We start from the raw sequence: 16672 nt of genomic DNA, 5'->3' as shown, positions 1-16672 counted from the left end.
TGACGGGGCTCGTTCTTTATGCCCGTTTTATCGGAGGCTTGGACCGCTCGGAATGGCTGATTCCTGCTGTTTGGAATGGGACCGTTCCCCGTGCTGGAATTCGAGAACTCCCGAGTAGTACGGCCCTGAACGAAAAACGGCACAACGTAGGTGCCGACGCCGAGAGGTTGTTGGTCGAGTGAGGCGAAGCAAGACGAGCTCCGCGGGGCAGCAGGCGCGGGGCAATTTCACCCCGCCGCCGCGCGCAGCGGTGCCGCCTGCGGCCGCGACCGGCACGGCCTCGTCCGTCGGCAGTTCCAGCCGGCTCGCCCCCCGCAACTGGCGGGTGCCGACCCGGCTGAACGCGATCCTCCTCATACCCGTGCTCGTCGGGCTGGTGATGGGCGGCTTTCAGGTCAAAGGGTCCATCGACACCTGGCAGGAAGCACAGGACGCCGAGCGGACGGCGCTCGTCGTACGGGCCGCCTCGGAATACGGTCAGGCACTGCTCAACGAGCGTGATCTCACCGCTCAGCCGCTGCTGACCAACAAGCGTGACGCGCCGGTCGTCGGCCAGGCCCGCGCGACCACGGACGCGGCGAAGAAGAAGTTCGACGTGGCGGTGCGGGACATGCCCGCGACCGAGGGCCTGGAGCGCCGTCTCAGCCTGTTCAGAAGCGAAGAGCCCAAACTCGACGCGCTCAGGAAGACCGCGTACACCGCGGGGGTCGAGACCCCGGACAAGACCGGCGACAACGGCGGTCCGGTGGCGACCGAAGAGGGCTATGTGCTGGTACAGCACTCCCTCATGGAGTTCGCCAACGAGCTGGGTCTGGGCACCGGCAACATCACCAGCTACGGCCGTACCGTCTACGCGCTCCAGCTCGCCAAGGCCGCCGAGTCGCTGCAGCGCTCCATCGGCATGCATCTGCTGGTCAGACCGAGCCAGAAGGACGACGTCAGGAACGGCCAGTCGATCGCCTTCTCGTCGTACGCCTATCTGGAGGACATCGCCGTCGGCGAGTACGTCTCCGGCGGCACCGCGGCGGACACCGTCACGCTCCAGGACGTCATGAAGGAGAAGGCGGCCGAAGGGGCCAAGAAGCTCGCCACCGCCGAGGAGCAGGCCGCTGCCGCCGGCCAGGACTTCACCGCCCCGCCGAGCCTGGAGGGCTCCGTCTTCGACGGCATGGTCGCGGCCATCGCCACCGGTGACAACCCCGAGCGGCTCGCGGGGCGCGGTGTCACGCCCGAGGCGTGGATGGCCGCCTCCACCGCCAAGTTCGACGGCTACACGGTGATCGAACGGGACCTGGTCGACAAGGCCGTGGCCGACGCCGCGCAGATCTCGGGCAACGCCAGGGACGACGCCATCACCAACGGCGCCATCGTGCTGATCGCCCTGCTGGCCGCCTTCATCCTGGCCGGGATGATGGCCCGGCAGATGAGCCGCTCGATGCGGTCGCTGCGTACGGCCGCGTTCGGCATCGCCGAGCAGCGGCTGCCGATGCTGGTCGACCAGCTCTCCCGCGCGGAACCCGCCCGGGTCGACACCCGCGTCCAGCCGATTCCGATCGATTCGCGCGACGAGATCGGCGAGGTGGCCCGCGCCTTCGACCAGGTCCACCGTGAAGCGGTCAGGCTCGCGGCCGAGCAGGCCATGCTCCGCGGCAACGTCAATGCGATCTTCACCAATCTGTCGCGCCGCAACCAGTCACTGATCGAGGGCCAGCTGACCCTGATCACGGACCTGGAGAACAACGAGGGCGATCCGGACCAGCTGGCGTCCCTGTTCAAGCTGGACCACCTCGCGACCCGGATGCGCCGTAACGGCGAGAACCTCCTGGTCCTCGCGGGCGAGGAGCCGGGCCGCCGCTGGAACCAGCCGGTGCCGCTGGTGGACGTGCTCCGCGCCGCCTCCTCCGAGGTCGAGTCGTACGAGCGCATCGAGCTGACCGGCGTCCCCGAGACGGACATCCACGGCCAGTCCGTGACCGACCTGGTGCACCTGCTCGCCGAACTGCTGGAGAACGCCACCACGTTCTCCTCGCCGCAGACGAAGGTCCGGGTCACCGCGACCCGGCTGCCCGACGGCCGCGTGATGATCGAGATCCATGACAAGGGCATCGGCCTCACCGCCGAGGACTTCGCGGACATCAACCACAAGCTGGCCAACCCGCCGACCGTGGACGCCGCCGTCTCCCAGCGCATGGGGCTCTTCGTGGTCGGCCGTCTCGCCGACCGGCACGGCATCCGCGTCCAGTTGCGCCCCTCGGGCGAGCAGGCCGGTACGACGTCGCTGGTCATGCTCCCCGACGCGATCACCCACGGCGGGGGCGGCGGCGAGCCGGCCGCGGCCGACGACTTCACCGTCTCGCAGATCATCCCGGACCAGCCGGAGCCGGCGGAGGAGCAGGTCTTCCCGACCGCTCCCATGCTGACCGCGGCGGACCTGGGCTTCGACGACTCCCGCTACGACCGGCCGCCGGCGGATCCGCCCCGCCCGCTCGACGCGGTCAGCCGCGGCCGGAAGCGCGAGAAGCGGCCGGCCGCGCTGGAGGCCGCGCCGGACAGCAAGAAGCCGGTCTTCCGCGACCAGGCCGACGGCCAGTACCGCGAGGAGGTCGACGGCCGGTACACGCCGCAGGAGAGCGGTCCTGAGCACCAGCAGACCGGTTACGAGGGCTATCCCGCGCCCGACGCGTACCAGCCGTCCAACGGATATCAGGGCGACCAGCCGCAGAGCTATCCGGAGGCGGTCCAGCAGGGTGAGTGGGCCGGTCAGTCCACGTATCAGCCCACGTACGAATCCGGTCCGCGGCAGGAAACGGAATCTGCCCAGGCCGGTCCCAAGATCGCTTCGGACCGCGTAGGCTTCGACCGTCCGGGTCCGTCTCCGAGCACCAGCCACGCGCTGACCGAAGCGGGCCTGCCCCGCCGAGGCGGCAGCCAGCAGCCGCAGCAGTGGCAGCCGGCCGGTGAGGACTCCGGACAGGCCGGCCAGACCGGTCAGGCCGGCGAGACCGGCCAGAATGGTCAGACCGGCCAGAGTGGTCAGACCGGCCAGAGTGGCCAGACCCCGCTGAACGGGCAGAGCGAGGCGGACGGCTCCGAAGACTGGCGTTCGACGAACGACGATCGCTGGCAGCGGGCGGAGAAGCTCCGTGAGCCCAAGGCGGGCGGGGTCACCTCGTCCGGTCTCCCCCGCCGCGTACCCAAGGCCAACCTGGTCGAGGGAACGGCGGAACAGACTCCGCAGGGCGGCCCCCAGGTCTCCCGCGCCCCGGAGGACGTGCGTGGCAGGTTGAGCAACCTGCGGCGCGGCGTCCAGCGGGGACGCGATGCGGGAGCGGACACGAACGGACCGGGCCACGGCCCGGGCAGCACCTACCACCAGGAGCGTTAGTGTGAGCCCGATGAGCCAGGCGGCGCAGAATCTGAACTGGTTGATCACCAACTTTGTGGACAACACCCCTGGGGTGTCCCACACCGTGGTGGTCTCCGCCGACGGACTCCTGCTGGCCATGTCCGAAGGTTTCCCGCGTGACCGCGCCGATCAGCTCGCGGCCGTGGCGTCCGGTCTGACCTCGCTGACCGCGGGGGCGTCCCGGATCTTCGAGGGCGGCGCCGTGAACCAGACCGTCGTCGAGATGGAGCGCGGTTTCCTCTTCCTCATGTCCATCTCCGACGGCTCCTCGCTGGCCGTGCTCGCCCACCCCGAGGCCGATATCGGCCTGGTGGGCTACGAGATGGCGCTTCTGGTCGACCGCGCCGGTACGGTCCTCACCCCGGACCTGCGCGCCGAGCTCCAGGGAAGTCTGCTCAACTGACAGACAGTGCGCTACGTGCCACCGCACCGTAGGGTGCGGTGGCACAGCTCCGCAGGACATGGACCGACGGCCGGCAGTCGGAGGAGGAAACGTGGCTACACCCCCAGACGGACATCCCTATGACGGTGTCCAACGGTCCCCGGGTGAGCATGTCCGGAACCGCTTCAACTTCCCCTCCACGCCGAGCAGACAGAGCGGTCTGGGCGATCAGGGGGACCAGAGCGGCGGACGCGGATCCCAGCAGCCCTACCAACCGCCGCAGCAGCAACAGCAACAGCAACACCAGCCGTACGACCAGCCGGACGAGTCGTACGACCAGCCGCGACAGCCCCGCATCCAGCCGGTGCAGCCGCGGCGCTCCCCCGAACCCGATCACTCCATGGGCGCGCACAACCCGTTGGTGCGCCCGTACGCCATGACCGGCGGCCGGACCCGGCCGCGATACCAGCTCGCCATCGAGGCGCTGGTCAGTACGACGGCGGATCCGTCCCAGCTGCAAGGGCAGTTGCCCGAGCATCAGCGGATCTGCCGACTGTGTTTCGAGATCAAATCGGTCGCCGAGATTTCGGCGCTCCTTTCCATCCCCCTCGGCGTGGCCCGGATTCTCGTTGCCGACCTGGCGGAGGCCGGGCTTGTCGCCATCCATCAGCCCGGCGGCGACGAGGCCGTCGGGGGACAACCAGACGTGACACTGCTCGAAAGGGTGCTCAGTGGACTTCGCAAGCTCTAGCGGCGGTGCAGCCCGCTCAACCACCAGCGCGAAGATCGTGGTGGCGGGCGGCTTCGGCGTGGGCAAGACCACGTTCGTCGGCGCCGTCTCGGAGATCAACCCGCTGCGTACCGAAGCCGTCATGACCAGCGCATCAGCCGGCATCGACGACCTCACCCACACCGGAGACAAGACCACCACCACCGTGGCCATGGACTTCGGCCGCATCACCCTCGACCAAGACCTCATCCTCTACCTCTTCGGCACCCCCGGACAGGACCGCTTCTGGTTCATGTGGGACGACCTCGTCCGCGGCGCCATCGGCGCCGTCGTCCTCGTCGACACCCGCCGCCTCGCCGACTGCTTCCCCGCAGTCGACTACTTCGAAAACTCAGGACTCCCCTTCGTCATCGCCCTCAACGGCTTCGACGGACACCAGCCCTACACCCCCGACGAAGTACGCGAAGCACTCCAGATCGGCCCCGACACCCCCATCATCACCACCGACGCCCGCCACCGCGCCGACGCCAAAAGCGGACTCATCACCCTCGTCGAACACGCCCTCATGGCACGACTCCGGTAGCGCTCCGGAGACCGTACGAGGTCATACAGCGGCCCCCGCACTCGAAGGAGTGCGGGGGCCGCTGTCTGCTGTGGTGCTACGGGGCAAGGCGCCCCGGAGGCTCAGCCCTGCCAGCTGTGCGGGGCGCGGAAGCCGGGCGTGCGCTCCAGCCGGCGCCAGCCGGCGGTGGAGCGGCCGCGGTGGGCCGGGGCCTCGGGCTGGGCCGCGGCGCGGGCCATCAGGATGGCGGTGAGGGCGGCGAGCTCTTCCGGGTCGGCGTGACCCTTCTCGACGCGCAGCAGGGATTCGTTCGTGGGATCGCTCATGGAGGTCGTGTCTCCGTCTTCTCGGCAGAAGGGCGCGGGGCGCGGGATTACTGCGGGGGGTTGCCGTGCTTGCGCGACGGCAGATCGGCGTGCTTGGTACGGAGCATCGCCAGCGCACCGGCGAGCACCTCTCGCGTCTCCGCGGGGTCGATGACGTCGTCCACGAGGCCGCGCTCGGCCGCGTAGTAGGGATGCATCAGCTCGGCCTTGTATTCCTTGACCATGCGGGCCCGCATGGCCTCGGAGTCCTCGGCCTCGGCGATCTGCTTGCGGAAGATGACATTGGCGGCACCCTCGGCGCCCATCACCGCGATCTCGTTGGTGGGCCACGCGTAGGTGAGGTCGGCCCCGATGGACTGGGAGTCCATGACGATGTACGCGCCTCCGTATGCCTTGCGGAGGATCAGGGAGATCCGGGGCACGGTGGCGTTGCAGTAAGCGTAGAGGAGCTTGGCGCCGTGCCTGATGATTCCCCCGTGCTCCTGGTCGACGCCCGGCAGGAAGCCGGGGACATCCAGCAGCGTCACGATGGGGATATTGAAAGCATCACACATCTGGACAAAGCGCGCAGCTTTCTCGGACGCTTCGATGTCCAGGACGCCCGCGAGGGACTGCGGCTGGTTGGCGACGATGCCGATGACCTGGCCGTCCAGCCGGGCGAGGGCGCAGATGATATTGGTGGCCCAGCGCTCGTGGATCTCCAGGAAGTCGCCCTCGTCGACGAGCTCCTCGATCACCTTGTGCATGTCGTACGGGCGGTTGCCGTCCGAGGGGACCAGATCGAGCAGAACGTCGGAGCGGCGGTCCGCGGGGTCCTCGGACGGGACCGTGGGCGGATTCTCGCGGTTGTTCTGCGGAAGCATCGACAGGAGGTAGCGCACCTCGGCGATGCAGGTCTCCTCGTCGTCGTAGGCGAAGTGCGCGACGCCCGAGGTCCCGGCGTGCACATCGGCGCCGCCGAGTCCGTTCTGGGTGATCTCCTCACCGGTGACGGCCTTGACCACGTCCGGGCCGGTGATGAACATCTGCGAGGTCTCACGGACCATGAACACGAAGTCCGTGAGAGCCGGGCTGTAGGCGGCGCCGCCCGCGCACGGGCCGAGCATCACGCTGATCTGCGGGATGACGCCGGAGGCGCGGGTGTTGCGCTGGAAGATGCCGCCGTAGCCGGCGAGCGCGGAGACGCCCTCCTGGATACGGGCGCCCGCGCCGTCGTTCAGCGAGACCAGCGGGGCACCGGCCGAGATGGCCATGTCCATGATCTTGTGGATCTTGGTGGCGTGGGCCTCGCCCAGGGCGCCGCCGAAGATCCGGAAGTCATGGGCGTACACGAAGACCGTACGGCCCTCGACGGTGCCCCAGCCCGTGATGACACCGTCGGTGTACGGCTTCTTGGCCTCCAGGCCGAAGCCGGTCGCGCGGTGCCTGCGCAGCTGTTCGACCTCCTTGAACGACCCCTCGTCGAGCAGCAGGTCGATGCGCTCACGGGCGGTCAGCTTGCCCTTGGCACGCTGGGCCTCGGTCGCACGGTCGCTGGGTCCTCGGCGGGCCTGCTCACGCAAGGCGTGCAGTTCGGCCACACGCCCCCGGGCGTCGGCGGGTTCGCTCGGCGTCTCGTCCACTACGGTCATGTACCAACCCTACGAACAGCACCCCGGAAAACGCGCCGTCGACTCCACACAGTCTCCTGGCTGTATTCCTGGTGGGCCTGGACAGAACCCGGCCCGATGCGGGGTTCCTGAAGTGCACGGTACCCCTACCACTTGTGGGATTCCCCTAGATGTCGGCGCGAGGCCATCTCGTATCGGCGGGTGGGGGTCCGAGGGCGGCCGGTAGGCCGTTCGGGGGAACCGGCGGCGCCGCTGCCGCGCCATGAGCCGGGGTGGTGAAGCTCCACGAGCCGGTGGTGTGAAGACCGGGAAACTTCTGAGAGCGCTCTCAGCCCCCACTCTTGACTGCTTCCTCATGCGTCGCAAGAGTGGGGCCCAACGCAGGGCGCGACCCCCCACGCACCGCGCATCCCTGCGTACCCCCACATCTCAGGAGAACATTCGTGATATCCCGCAGACTGTTCCTGACCGGTACGGCCGCCACCGCGACAGCCCTGACCTACCCCTTCCTGGGGAGCGCTCTCAGCCCGCAGGCGTCGGCCGCGCCGGCCACCTGTGAGATCGCCCTGCAGAACAAGTCGCTGCCCGGCTCGGTCAACGCCTATGTCACCGGCCACGACGGGGCCACCAACGGCTGGGTCCTGCTGCGCGCGGACGGCAGCGTCTACCGCCCCGACTCGCCCGGTGCCCCGCACACCCCGCTGCCCGTGGACTGCGCGATCCCGCTGGGCCCCGCGGGCGGCGCGCCGGTCGTGCTGACGCTGCCTCAGATGTACGGCGCCCGCGTCTACTTCGTACGCGACGACAAGCTGGACTTCTTCCTCAACCCGGGTCCTGCCCTGGTCGAGCCGGCCTTCTCGACCGAGGCCGACCCCAACTACGGCCGCACCTGGTCGTTCTGCGAGTTCACCTTCAACTCGGACCAGCTCTACTCCAACATCAGCTACGTCGACCTGGTGACGGCCCTGCCCATCGGCATCACGCTGGAGGGCGACGCCACCCACACGGTCGCCCCGCTGCCCGACGGCGCCCTCGAGAAGATCGCGGACGGGCTCACCGCCCAGGCGGCCGTCGACGGACACCCCTGGGACAAGCTGATCCTGCGCAGTGCGGACGGAAAGGTGCTGCGGGTGATCTCCCCGCAGAACCTGGCCGGCCAGACGCCCTTCGCGAATGTCTTCAACAGCTATGTCGACCAGGTCTGGGAGAAGTACCGCTCCACCGATCTGACCATCGATCTCCAGGGCGGCCGGGGCGTGTTCACCGGCCGGGTCAGCGGCGACACGCTCACCTTCAACGGGGGCCACACCTTCGCCAAGCCGACCTCGATGGACATCTTCACCTGCAACAGCGGACCGTTCGCCAACAACCCGGGCGACTCGGACGACAAGAAGGGGCTGCTCGCCCGGCTCGCCGCCGCCTTCAACCGCTCGACGGTCCTGAGCCACGCCGACCAGCCGAACGGGGCCACGGCGGCGGACTACTACAAGGACCCGGTCACCAACCACTTCGCGCGGGTGCTGCACGCCAACACCCCGATCGGGTACGCCTTCCCGTACGACGACGTACAGCCGGACGGCCAGCCGGATGTCTCGGGCGCCGCCCATGACGGCAATCCGCGCCGCTGGACGGTGTCCGTCGGCTCCTGATCCGCGCCCGGCACGCGACGGTGCCCCGCCCTCCCGCTCGTTCGGGGAGGACGGGGCACCGTCACGCACTAGCCGTACAGCAGGGCGGGTCAGCAGCCGCCGCAGTTGTAGAACGTCACGTCCCAGTGGTTGCCCTCGTCCGCGTAGACGTTGCCGGCACCCGACTGCCACTGAGGGGCGCCATCGCCGCGCACACCGATGTAAGTGAAGGTGTTCTTCACGTAGTTGGTGACACAGGTGGCCTTGCCGAAGTCGAGCTTGTAGCCGTTCCAGTGCGAGTACGTGCCACTGGCGTGCCCGGTCTCCGTACCGCCGGTGATGTTCAGAGCGCAACCGCTGGCGCTCTTCAGGGTCTGCGCGCCCTGAGCGGACATCAGGTTGAGCTGGTCGAACGACGTACAGGTCGCGTTGTTGCGGTTGGAGCAGCCACCGGACGAGGACCAGGTGATCCCGGACGAGCTGAACCGCGAAGTCGCCGCGGAATGCGTGAGCTTGGTGGCGGCCTCGGCATCGGTGGCCGCGCTGAAGACACCGAAGCCGGGAGCGAAGAGCGCGCCCAGAACAAGGGCGAGCACGCTGAGCACGGAACGAATTTTCATGGGGGGATCCCTCTCCTGCTGAAGACCGTATGGGCCAATGGGGCGGCGGTGCAGGTGGAACAGAGAGATCTTGCCCGAGATCTACGCGCGTCCGCCAGAGGGGCGGTGCAATCGATCGGATGACGTTGTTGAAAAGCGAACGAGACAGGTCTACAGTGATGGTCGTTGAAGGTTAAACAATCAGTCCTCAGGAGTAGTCATGTCTCTCTTCGGCCGCAAGAACGACAACGCCCAGGTCGCCACCGCCACCCGTGAGGTGGACCCGGCGCTGGCCGCGCTGACCGGCGAATACACCATCGACCCGGCCCACAGCACCATCAGCTTCACGGTCCGCCACGCGATGGTCACCAATGTCCGCGGCACCTTCACCGAGCACGAGGGCTCGCTGAGCCTGGACGGTTCGAACCCGGCGGACTCCTCGGCGTCGATCGATGTCTCGATCGCCAGTGTCGACACCGGGATGCCCGACCGCGACGGTCACCTCCGCAGCGCCGACTTCTTCGACGCCGAGACGTTCCCGAAGATGTCCTTCCGCTCGACCGCGACCGAGCAGATCGACTCCGAGACCTACCGCCTCACCGGTGACCTCACCATCAAGGACGTCACCCGGCCGCTCACCATCGACCTGGAGCTGCACGGCTCCGCGACCGATGTGTACGGCAACGAGCGCGTCGGCTTCGAGGGCAGCGCCACCATCCTGCGCTCGGACTGGGGCCTGACCTGGAACGCGGCGCTGGAGACCGGCGGCGTGATGGTCAGCGACAAGGTCAAGCTGGGCTTCGACATCTCCGCGATCAAGAAGGCCCCCGAGGCCGCCTGACCCACGGCGAACGCTGTGGCGCCGAGACCGGCGGGGGTGCCCCGGGGCGTGTCCTGGAAGCAGGGGGCGTCCTAGAAGCCGCCCCCGCCGTCGAACCCGCCGCCGCCTCCGAAGTCCCCTCCCCCGCCGAAGCCTCCGCCGCCGAAGTCGCCCGGATCGTAGTCCGAGCCGGAGTAGTCGCCGCCGCCGAAGCCGGCGGAGTCACCGCCGCCGAAGTCCGCGGCGTAGCCCGGGCTCGCCATCATCGAGCCCAGCAGCGTGCCCACCAGCAGCCCCGGCAGCAGTCCGCCGCCGAAGTAGCCGCCGGCCCACGGTCCGTACGCCGGTCCGGCCTCCCAGTACGGACGGGGGCCGTGCTCGGTCTGCACCGTACGGGTCAGCGGGTCCTCGCCGTCGCGCAGCCTGGCCGCGTCGGCCGCGCAGACCGGGACGGTCCGCCGGGCGCCGGCGGGCGGAGCCCACTGCGCGTCGGTGGTCGAAGGGCCGTGGCGCGGGTCGAAGAAGCACGGCGAACGGCGCTCCGGAAGCGGGGCGCCCTTTCTGCGTGCGTCGAGCGAGGCGAGCGAGAACCGGCCGTCCTCCAGCGCCTCGGTCACCCCGCGCACATCGTCGGGCCGTGCGGCCGAGCCCATCAGGGACTTCGCCTTCTCGTACGCGTCGAGCGAGCGCTCGTAGTCCGAGCGCATCGCGTCATCGGCGCCGGCCTCGGCGGGGTGGAAGTCCAGCCGGTCGAGTTCCTCGCCGAAGGCGGTGATGTCCTCGTCCACGACGACGCGCAGCGTGTCCAGTGCCTCCCGCTCCCGCTCGGCCTGCCTGCTGCGGCCCCGGCGCACCAGGGCGTAGGCGCCCGCGCCGCCCACCACGACGACCGAGCCGAGCACGATCAGTCCGGTGGAGGAGCTGCCGGCGCTGTCCGAGCCCGAGTCCCAGGAAGCCGGGGCATGGCCGCGGGTCTGCGGGAGCGCCTGGTCGACGAAGTTGTTCAGCTCGGTCGAGGCGTCGACCGCGCCGCCCGCCTTGACCGCGTCGGTGAGATTGCGGACGGCCTGGTTCGACAGCACGGCGGGGTCCGCGCCCGCGTTGAAGCCGTCGCCGAGGCGGATGGCGTACAGACCCGTCACCCCGGTCTCGGCGCGCACGGTGTTCAGCACGCTGTCCGGCGGGAATTGCGCGCTCTGGGGCAGGACCGCCACGAAGAGCGGCTTGTCCGCGTCCTTGATCTTCTTCGCCAGGGCGTCGGCGTCGCTCGTCGAGAGCTGACTCGCGGCCCGGGGATCCACATAGACCGGGCTCTTCTTGAGGGCCTCGGCCACGGTCGTGGGGCCGGTGGCCGCCTGTGCGCCCGGCGCCACCAGGAAACCGGCGGCGAGAAAGGCGAGCAGCAGCCCGAACAGTGCGGAAAACAGCCTCGTCCTCATACATTGACGCTACCCGAAGCAGGGCGATACCGGACATGCGAAGGGTGATGCACCTGAGCCGCCGGCTCAGGTGCATCACCCATGGGGGTCCTTCTCGCTGAGGCGAGCCGGACGGCTCAGGCCGCCCGGTAGGCCGCCGTCAGCTTGGCCACCGCACCGGTCAGATCACCGGTGAGCAGCAGATGGTCGGCGTCCGCGAAGGGCTTCGCGGAGGCCGCCGTGAGGTGCTGTCCGATCTTCTGCTGGACGAGCAGCCTGGCCTGGCCGATCAGGGCCCTGCCCTCCGGGGAGCCACCGCGGCCCGCCTTCTCCAGCACCTTCGCCGCGAGCCCGATGGCGGCGAGGGTCAGCTGTCCGCCGCCGGGCGGCGCCTTGAGGGTCGTCAGCCCCCAGCCGTACGGGAACTGCGGGTCGTACGACGCGTCGCCGACGTTGATCGGCAGCGAGTCGGCCGACTTCGGCCAGGTCAGCGGCAGCTGTCCGGTGAAGGGCTGCTTGCCGTAGAGGACATCGGCGACCCCGTCGCCCTCGGTGCCCGGCAGCCAGGAGGCCACCAGCGCGTCGATGTCGCCGAGCTGCTCGCCGATGAGCTGCGGACGGCCCGAGACGATCAGCACGGCGCACTTCATGGCCGCGCAGACCGTGTCGACCGCCTTCTTGTCCTCGGCGGACAGCTCCAGGTCATGGCCGTTGCCGACATCTCCCTGGCCCTCGGCGTACGGCTTCTCGCCGACGACGACCACACCCACGTCGTACCCCGCCGTGGCGGCCGAGGCGTCCTTGGAGTAGGTGAGAGAGGCGTCGGGAGCGGCCTTCTTCAGGCCCTCCAGGATGGTCGTCCCGGTGGTGGTCTTCCCGGAGGCGCCCTGCCAGCTGATGGACCAGCCGCCCATCTGGTTGCCCAGATCGTCGGCGTTGGACCCGGCCACATACACCTTCTGGGAAGGCTTGAGCGGCAGGACGGCGCCGTCGTTCTTCAGCAGCACCTGGGACTTGGCCGCCGCGTCGCGGGCCACCGCGCGGTGGCCCGGCGAGCCGATCTTCGACAGGTTGGTGGTGTCGGTGTACGGCTTCTCGAACAGGCCGAGCTTGAACTTCTGCTCCAGGATGCGGGAGACGGCGTCGTCGATCCGGGCCTCGCTGATCCGGCCGGCCGTCACCTCGTCCTGCAGCGTCCGGGTGAAGTCCTTGTACTTCGTCGGCACCATGATCATGTCGAGACCGGCGTTGACGGAGACGCGGACGTCACTCGCGTAGTCGCCGGGGATCTGGTCGATCGCCTGCCAGTCACTGATGACGAAGCCCTTGAAGCCCATCCGGCCCTTCAGCACTCCGTTGATCATCTCGGCGTTGGCGTGCATCTTCACCGGGCCCTCGTCGTCGCCGAGGATGTCCAGCGAGGAGTACGAGGGCATGACCGTGGCCGCGCCGCGCTTGACCGCCTCCGCGAACGGGGCGAGATGGATCGCTTCCAGCTCCTGGCGGGTGACCTTCGTGATGCCCTGGTCGATGGTGTACGAGCCGGTGGTGGACGAGCCGTACTCCGTACCGCCGTCGCCGACGTAGTGCTTGGCGCTGGTCAGCACCTTGTCGTTGCGGGACAGATCCTTGCCCGACGGGGCGCCCTGCATGCCGTTGATGACCGTCTCCATCGCGGTCACCAGGGCCGGGTCCTCGCCGAAGGCCTCGTACGTACGGCCCCAGCGCTCGTCGCGGGCGACGCACAGGCAGGGAGCGAAGTCCCACGGGATACCGGTGGCGCGCACCTCATTGGCCGTCACCACGCCGGTCTTCTCGGCGACCGCGGGGTCGCGGGTCGCTCCGATACCGATGTTGTGCGGCATGATCGTCGCGCCGATGACGTTGTTGTGGCCGTGCACCCCGTCCACGCCGTAGATCAGCGGGATCTGGTAGCGGGTGGCCTGCGCCCTGAGCTGGTACGCGTCGATCATCCGCGCCCAGGACTCAGGGGTGTTGGGCGTGGGGACGGAACCGCCGCCCGAGAGCAGCGAGCCGAGGTCGTACGTGGCGATGTCGCCCTGCGCCGTGAGGGCGTTGCGCTCGGCCTGGGTCATCTGGCCGGCCTTCTCGGCGGGCGACATCCGGGAGAGCAGATCCTCGACCCGCTTCTTGACCGGCAGCCGGGCGTCGAGATACGGCAGGCCGTGCGCGTCGATGACGACCTGCGGCGTCTCGGACGGTGCCTTGGCGCCGGTGACGGTGAGCTTCAGCGGAATGGTCTCCGCGCTCTCGGCGGCCTTGTCCTTGAGGGTCGGGATGTCGACCGTGCGGAAGGTGCCGGAGGGGGTTCCTGCCGGGAAGGTGACACTGCCGGATATCGGCCGGTAGTCCTTCTCCGCCTCGGCGGTGCCGCCCTCGGTGGCGTAGTCGACGGTGACCGGCTCGTCGAGGGGGACGGTCCCGGTGGTCGCGACGGAGATCTTGACCTTGGCCGTGGCGCCCTCGGCGACCGGGTGGACGGCGGCGTCCGTGACGACGCTCGCCCTCAGGGCCGGATCGGCCTTCCCGTACAGCTCCACCCCGTCGAGGGCGAACTGCCCGGGCTCGCCCGTGGGCAGGGTGAGGGCGTAGCCCCACATCTCGGTCAGCCCCAGGACCTGGTCGATGCCGCCGACCGGCTGGAAGTCGGTGCGGTACTGGAAGTCGGCGAAGGGGATCTCGACGAGCTGCCAGCCCTCCCAGTCGTCGGTGAAGGACGTGGTCCACAGCTCGGAGGCCTCGCCGTTGGCCCCGCCGTCCTTGATCTCGAAGTTGATCTTCTTGCCCGAACCCGGCGGCAGGGGCGCGGTGTTCTGGCCGTACCACCAGAAGCGGATGCCCCGGCTCGCCGACCAGTCGTGGGAGGGCTTGTCGAAGGCGAAGTCGTGGCTGAAGCCGCCGTACCCGCTGATGTTGTAGCTGCCTTCGAGGACCTTGGCGCCCTCGGGTGCGTCGGCGCGGTCCTTGAGGACCAGGGCCGGCGGGTCGTCGCCGTCGCCGCCCCAGGTGAAGATCCCTTCCGCGGGCGGGCTCGCGAAGGGGACCTCTCCCTCGAAGCGGTCGACGGCCACCGGGGCCGGATCGTCCGCCGCGGCGGACGATCCGGCCCCGGCGAGAGGCAGCAGCCCCGCCAGGACGGCGGCCGCGAGGAGCGCCGCCGTCCTGGTGCCGGGTCGCGGTCTCACACGTGTGCTGTGCATGGTGCTCCTTTTAGCGACCTGTGAACCGGTGAACCTGTGGAACGTGGTTACTTCTGCTCGACCCTGACCCAGTCGACCTCGGCCTTGATCCCGCCCTGGGCGACCCGGTCGACGCTCGACTGCGGAAGACCCCAGTAGGGCTGGGTGACCTTGTTCCAGCCGGCCGGATAGGCCCCGCCCAGCGCGAGGTTGAGGATCACGTACTGGTTGTGGTCGAAGACCCACTTGCCGCGGGTGGACTCCAGCTTCTGGCGGGAGGTCTCCTGCACCACCTGGTCGTCGACGGTGAACCGCATGCCCTCGGGCAGCCACTCGACGGCGTAGGTGTGCCACTGGTCGGCGCGCCCGCCGTTCGGGTAGTACTGCTGCTTGCCGATGTTGCCGTCGGCCGAGTAGCCGGGACCGTGCAGGGCGGTGCTGGTCCAGTCCCCGTAGCCGATGTTCTCCATGATGTCCGTCTCGCCCGAGCCCGGCCAGGAGACGGACGGGTTGTCGACATCGCTGCCGAGCAGCCAGAACGCCGGCCAGAAGCCGTCGCCGACGGGGAGCTTCATCCGGCCGCTGACCTTGCCGTAGGTGAAGTCGAACTTGGTGTTGGTGTCGATACGGCCCGAGGTGAAGTCGTACGTACCGCCGCCGGGCACGGTGGTGCAGCCCTTGCAGTACTTCGACTCCAGGACCAGGCTGCCGTTCTCCGTACGGATATTGTTCGGCGAGTCCACATACGCCTGCGACTCGCCGTTGACGGAGCCCATCTCCGCGCCCGTACGCACCACACGCCACTTGTTCCGGTCCAGACCGGAACCGGTGAAGTCGTCGAAGAAGGTCGTGCGGTAGGCACCGCCCGGGTTCTTCGGCAGGGCCGGGTAGGCCGCCGCCGCGCTGCCGCCGGTGCCCCAGACCTGGAACTCGTAGAGCGAGTAGCCGAACTGGGCGGTCGACGGCGCCGGGTTGTAGAAGGAGCGGCGCTCCTTGCCCAGCATCCGCACATAGCGGCCGGTCGCCGGGGTCGGGAGGTTGATCGTGTCGCGCCGGCCTGTGGCCTCGGCCGGGGACTTGACGTCGGCGCGACGGGCCGCGACCTCGCCGGCGGACGGCCGGTAGACGGTGCGCCAGGTGCGGTTGTCGTCGGAGACCTGGAGTTCGTAGTCGACGGCGTAGGCCGCCTCCCAGTACAGGTCGACGGCCTCGATCCGGGACTGCGCGCCCAGGTCCACACCGACCCAGCGGTCCACGTTCCAGTCGCTCGACCAGCGGGTCTGGTCGGCCTTGAGGTCCGCGGGCCAGCCGCCGTCGGTCACATAGGCCGGTGAATTGCCCGCGTGCTGGTAGAGGTTGCCGTACGTGGGGTGGTTCAGAGCCAGGTTGCTGCGGGTGGTGGAGGCGGGCGCGGGCTCGCCTCCGTACACCTGGAAGGAGAAGAGGGAGTAGCCCCAGGCGGTGGCTCTCTGGACACCGCGCAGCCGGACGTAGCGGGCGGTCACTTCCTGGGGGTAGGTGTGCGCGTCCACGGTGCCGCCGGCGCCGTCGGTCTCGGTGTAGAAGCTCTGCCAGTTGGTGCCGTCCTTGGAGGCTTCCAGGACGTACTGCTTGCCGTAGGCGGCCTCCCATTCGAGCTTGACCTCGTTGACGCGGATGACGCTGCCCAGGTCGACCTGGATCCAGGCGGTGTCGGAGGTGTTGCTCGACCAGCGGGAGCCGCCGTTGCCGTCGAAGGCGGCGCCGGGACCGGTGTCGGCATTCTCACTGCCGGACGCGGTGACGGCGGCCGGGTTGGCGGCGTAGGCGGCCGCGGCCCGGTCGGTGTTCCAGGCGGCCGCCGCGGCCGCGGCGGCCTTGGCGGGCTGCTGGGGTGCGCTGAAGGCGAGGGGGGCCGACAGCGCGAGCAGCGCCGCCGTGGTGGCTACGAGTGTCGTACGTGAGGGCATCGGTGCCTCCGGGTGGGGGAGTGCGGGGAAGTGGAGCGATGT

12 protein-coding genes are annotated in these 16672 nt (G+C 69.2%); 6 read left to right on the top strand and 6 right to left on the bottom strand.

All coding sequences use genetic code 11. The features are described from left to right. Window positions 1–178: 178 nt before the first annotated feature. The 4 genes from ACZ6MZ_RS06770 (at window position 179) to ACZ6MZ_RS06755 (ending at window position 5101) form a co-directional block, all read left to right on the top strand. Window positions 179–3385 (top strand): sensor histidine kinase, encoded by a 3207-nt coding sequence (locus tag ACZ6MZ_RS06770; protein ID WP_469350241.1) that lies wholly within the window; start codon window positions 179–181, stop codon window positions 3383–3385. A 10-nt stretch (window positions 3386–3395) separates the two neighbouring features. Then, window positions 3396–3809, top strand: a complete 414-nt coding sequence (locus ACZ6MZ_RS06765) for a roadblock/LC7 domain-containing protein (protein WP_010984131.1) — start codon at window positions 3396–3398, stop codon at window positions 3807–3809. A gap of 91 nt (window positions 3810–3900) precedes the next feature. Then, a complete protein-coding gene (locus ACZ6MZ_RS06760) occupies window positions 3901–4539 on the top strand; it encodes a DUF742 domain-containing protein (protein WP_469350240.1) in 639 nt (212 codons plus the stop codon). Continuing rightward, window positions 4520–5101 (top strand): GTP-binding protein, encoded by a 582-nt coding sequence (locus ACZ6MZ_RS06755; RefSeq protein WP_031229389.1) that lies wholly within the window; start codon window positions 4520–4522, stop codon window positions 5099–5101. Before ACZ6MZ_RS06760 ends, ACZ6MZ_RS06755 begins: the two co-directional genes overlap by 20 nt. A gap of 101 nt (window positions 5102–5202) precedes the next feature. On the opposite strand, the gene ACZ6MZ_RS06750 is transcribed toward ACZ6MZ_RS06755, so the two are convergent. Both ACZ6MZ_RS06750 and ACZ6MZ_RS06745 read right to left on the bottom strand, forming a co-directional pair. Beyond that, the gene (locus tag ACZ6MZ_RS06750; RefSeq protein WP_384192701.1) at window positions 5203–5406 is read right to left on the bottom strand and encodes an acyl-CoA carboxylase subunit epsilon; all 204 of its coding nucleotides are present in this window, start codon (window positions 5404–5406) and stop codon (window positions 5203–5205) included. A gap of 47 nt (window positions 5407–5453) precedes the next feature. Then, the gene (locus ACZ6MZ_RS06745; protein WP_469350238.1) at window positions 5454–7037 is read right to left on the bottom strand and encodes an acyl-CoA carboxylase subunit beta; all 1584 of its coding nucleotides are present in this window, start codon (window positions 7035–7037) and stop codon (window positions 5454–5456) included. Window positions 7038–7459: 422 nt separating this feature from the next. On the opposite strand from ACZ6MZ_RS06745, the gene ACZ6MZ_RS06740 reads away from it, so the two are divergent. Then, window positions 7460–8665 carry a glycoside hydrolase family 64 protein gene (locus tag ACZ6MZ_RS06740; protein ID WP_389787947.1) on the top strand — a complete coding sequence of 402 codons (1206 nt, stop codon included), beginning with the start codon at window positions 7460–7462 and terminating at the stop codon, window positions 8663–8665. An 89-nt stretch (window positions 8666–8754) separates the two neighbouring features. Here ACZ6MZ_RS06740 and ACZ6MZ_RS06735 read toward each other — a convergent pair whose 3' ends face one another. After that, on the bottom strand, window positions 8755–9264 hold the full coding sequence (locus ACZ6MZ_RS06735) for a hypothetical protein (protein WP_384336742.1): 510 nt from the start codon (window positions 9262–9264) through the stop codon (window positions 8755–8757). Window positions 9265–9463: 199 nt separating this feature from the next. Here ACZ6MZ_RS06735 and ACZ6MZ_RS06730 point away from each other — a divergent pair, with 199 nt between their 5' ends. Then, entirely contained in the window at window positions 9464–10084 is a 621-nt protein-coding gene (locus ACZ6MZ_RS06730) for a YceI family protein (RefSeq protein WP_389787945.1), read from the top strand. A 71-nt stretch (window positions 10085–10155) separates the two neighbouring features. Here the strand turns inward: ACZ6MZ_RS06730 and ACZ6MZ_RS06725 are convergent, their stop codons facing one another. From ACZ6MZ_RS06725 to ACZ6MZ_RS06715, 3 genes are all read right to left on the bottom strand, one after another. Then, entirely contained in the window at window positions 10156–11502 is a 1347-nt protein-coding gene (locus ACZ6MZ_RS06725) for a hypothetical protein (RefSeq protein ID WP_469350235.1), read from the bottom strand. 116 nt (window positions 11503–11618) lie between these two features. Beyond that, window positions 11619–14702, bottom strand: coding sequence for a glycoside hydrolase family 3 N-terminal domain-containing protein (locus tag ACZ6MZ_RS06720; protein ID WP_469350233.1), 3084 nt, complete (start codon window positions 14700–14702; stop codon window positions 11619–11621). Between the two features lie 47 nt (window positions 14703–14749). Next, window positions 14750–16630 (bottom strand): discoidin domain-containing protein, encoded by a 1881-nt coding sequence (locus tag ACZ6MZ_RS06715; RefSeq protein WP_384336750.1) that lies wholly within the window; start codon window positions 16628–16630, stop codon window positions 14750–14752. Between the last annotated feature and the right edge of the window lie 42 nt (window positions 16631–16672).

Source organism: Streptomyces sp. NPDC042201 (assembly GCF_055582185.1).
This window is presented reverse-complemented; position numbering and strand designations above follow the sequence as displayed.

Coding starts and splice junctions, on each gene's coding strand:
- ACZ6MZ_RS06720 (WP_469350233.1), bottom strand. CDS start 14,702: ATGCACAGCACACGTGTGAGACCGCGACCCGGCACCAGGACGGCGGCG.
- ACZ6MZ_RS06765 (WP_010984131.1), top strand. CDS start 3,396: ATGAGCCAGGCGGCGCAGAATCTGAACTGGTTGATCACCAACTTTGTG.
- ACZ6MZ_RS06730 (WP_389787945.1), top strand. CDS start 9,464: ATGTCTCTCTTCGGCCGCAAGAACGACAACGCCCAGGTCGCCACCGCC.
- ACZ6MZ_RS06745 (WP_469350238.1), bottom strand. CDS start 7,037: ATGACCGTAGTGGACGAGACGCCGAGCGAACCCGCCGACGCCCGGGGG.
- ACZ6MZ_RS06725 (WP_469350235.1), bottom strand. CDS start 11,502: ATGAGGACGAGGCTGTTTTCCGCACTGTTCGGGCTGCTGCTCGCCTTT.
- ACZ6MZ_RS06715 (WP_384336750.1), bottom strand. CDS start 16,630: ATGCCCTCACGTACGACACTCGTAGCCACCACGGCGGCGCTGCTCGCG.
- ACZ6MZ_RS06750 (WP_384192701.1), bottom strand. CDS start 5,406: ATGAGCGATCCCACGAACGAATCCCTGCTGCGCGTCGAGAAGGGTCAC.
- ACZ6MZ_RS06735 (WP_384336742.1), bottom strand. CDS start 9,264: ATGAAAATTCGTTCCGTGCTCAGCGTGCTCGCCCTTGTTCTGGGCGCG.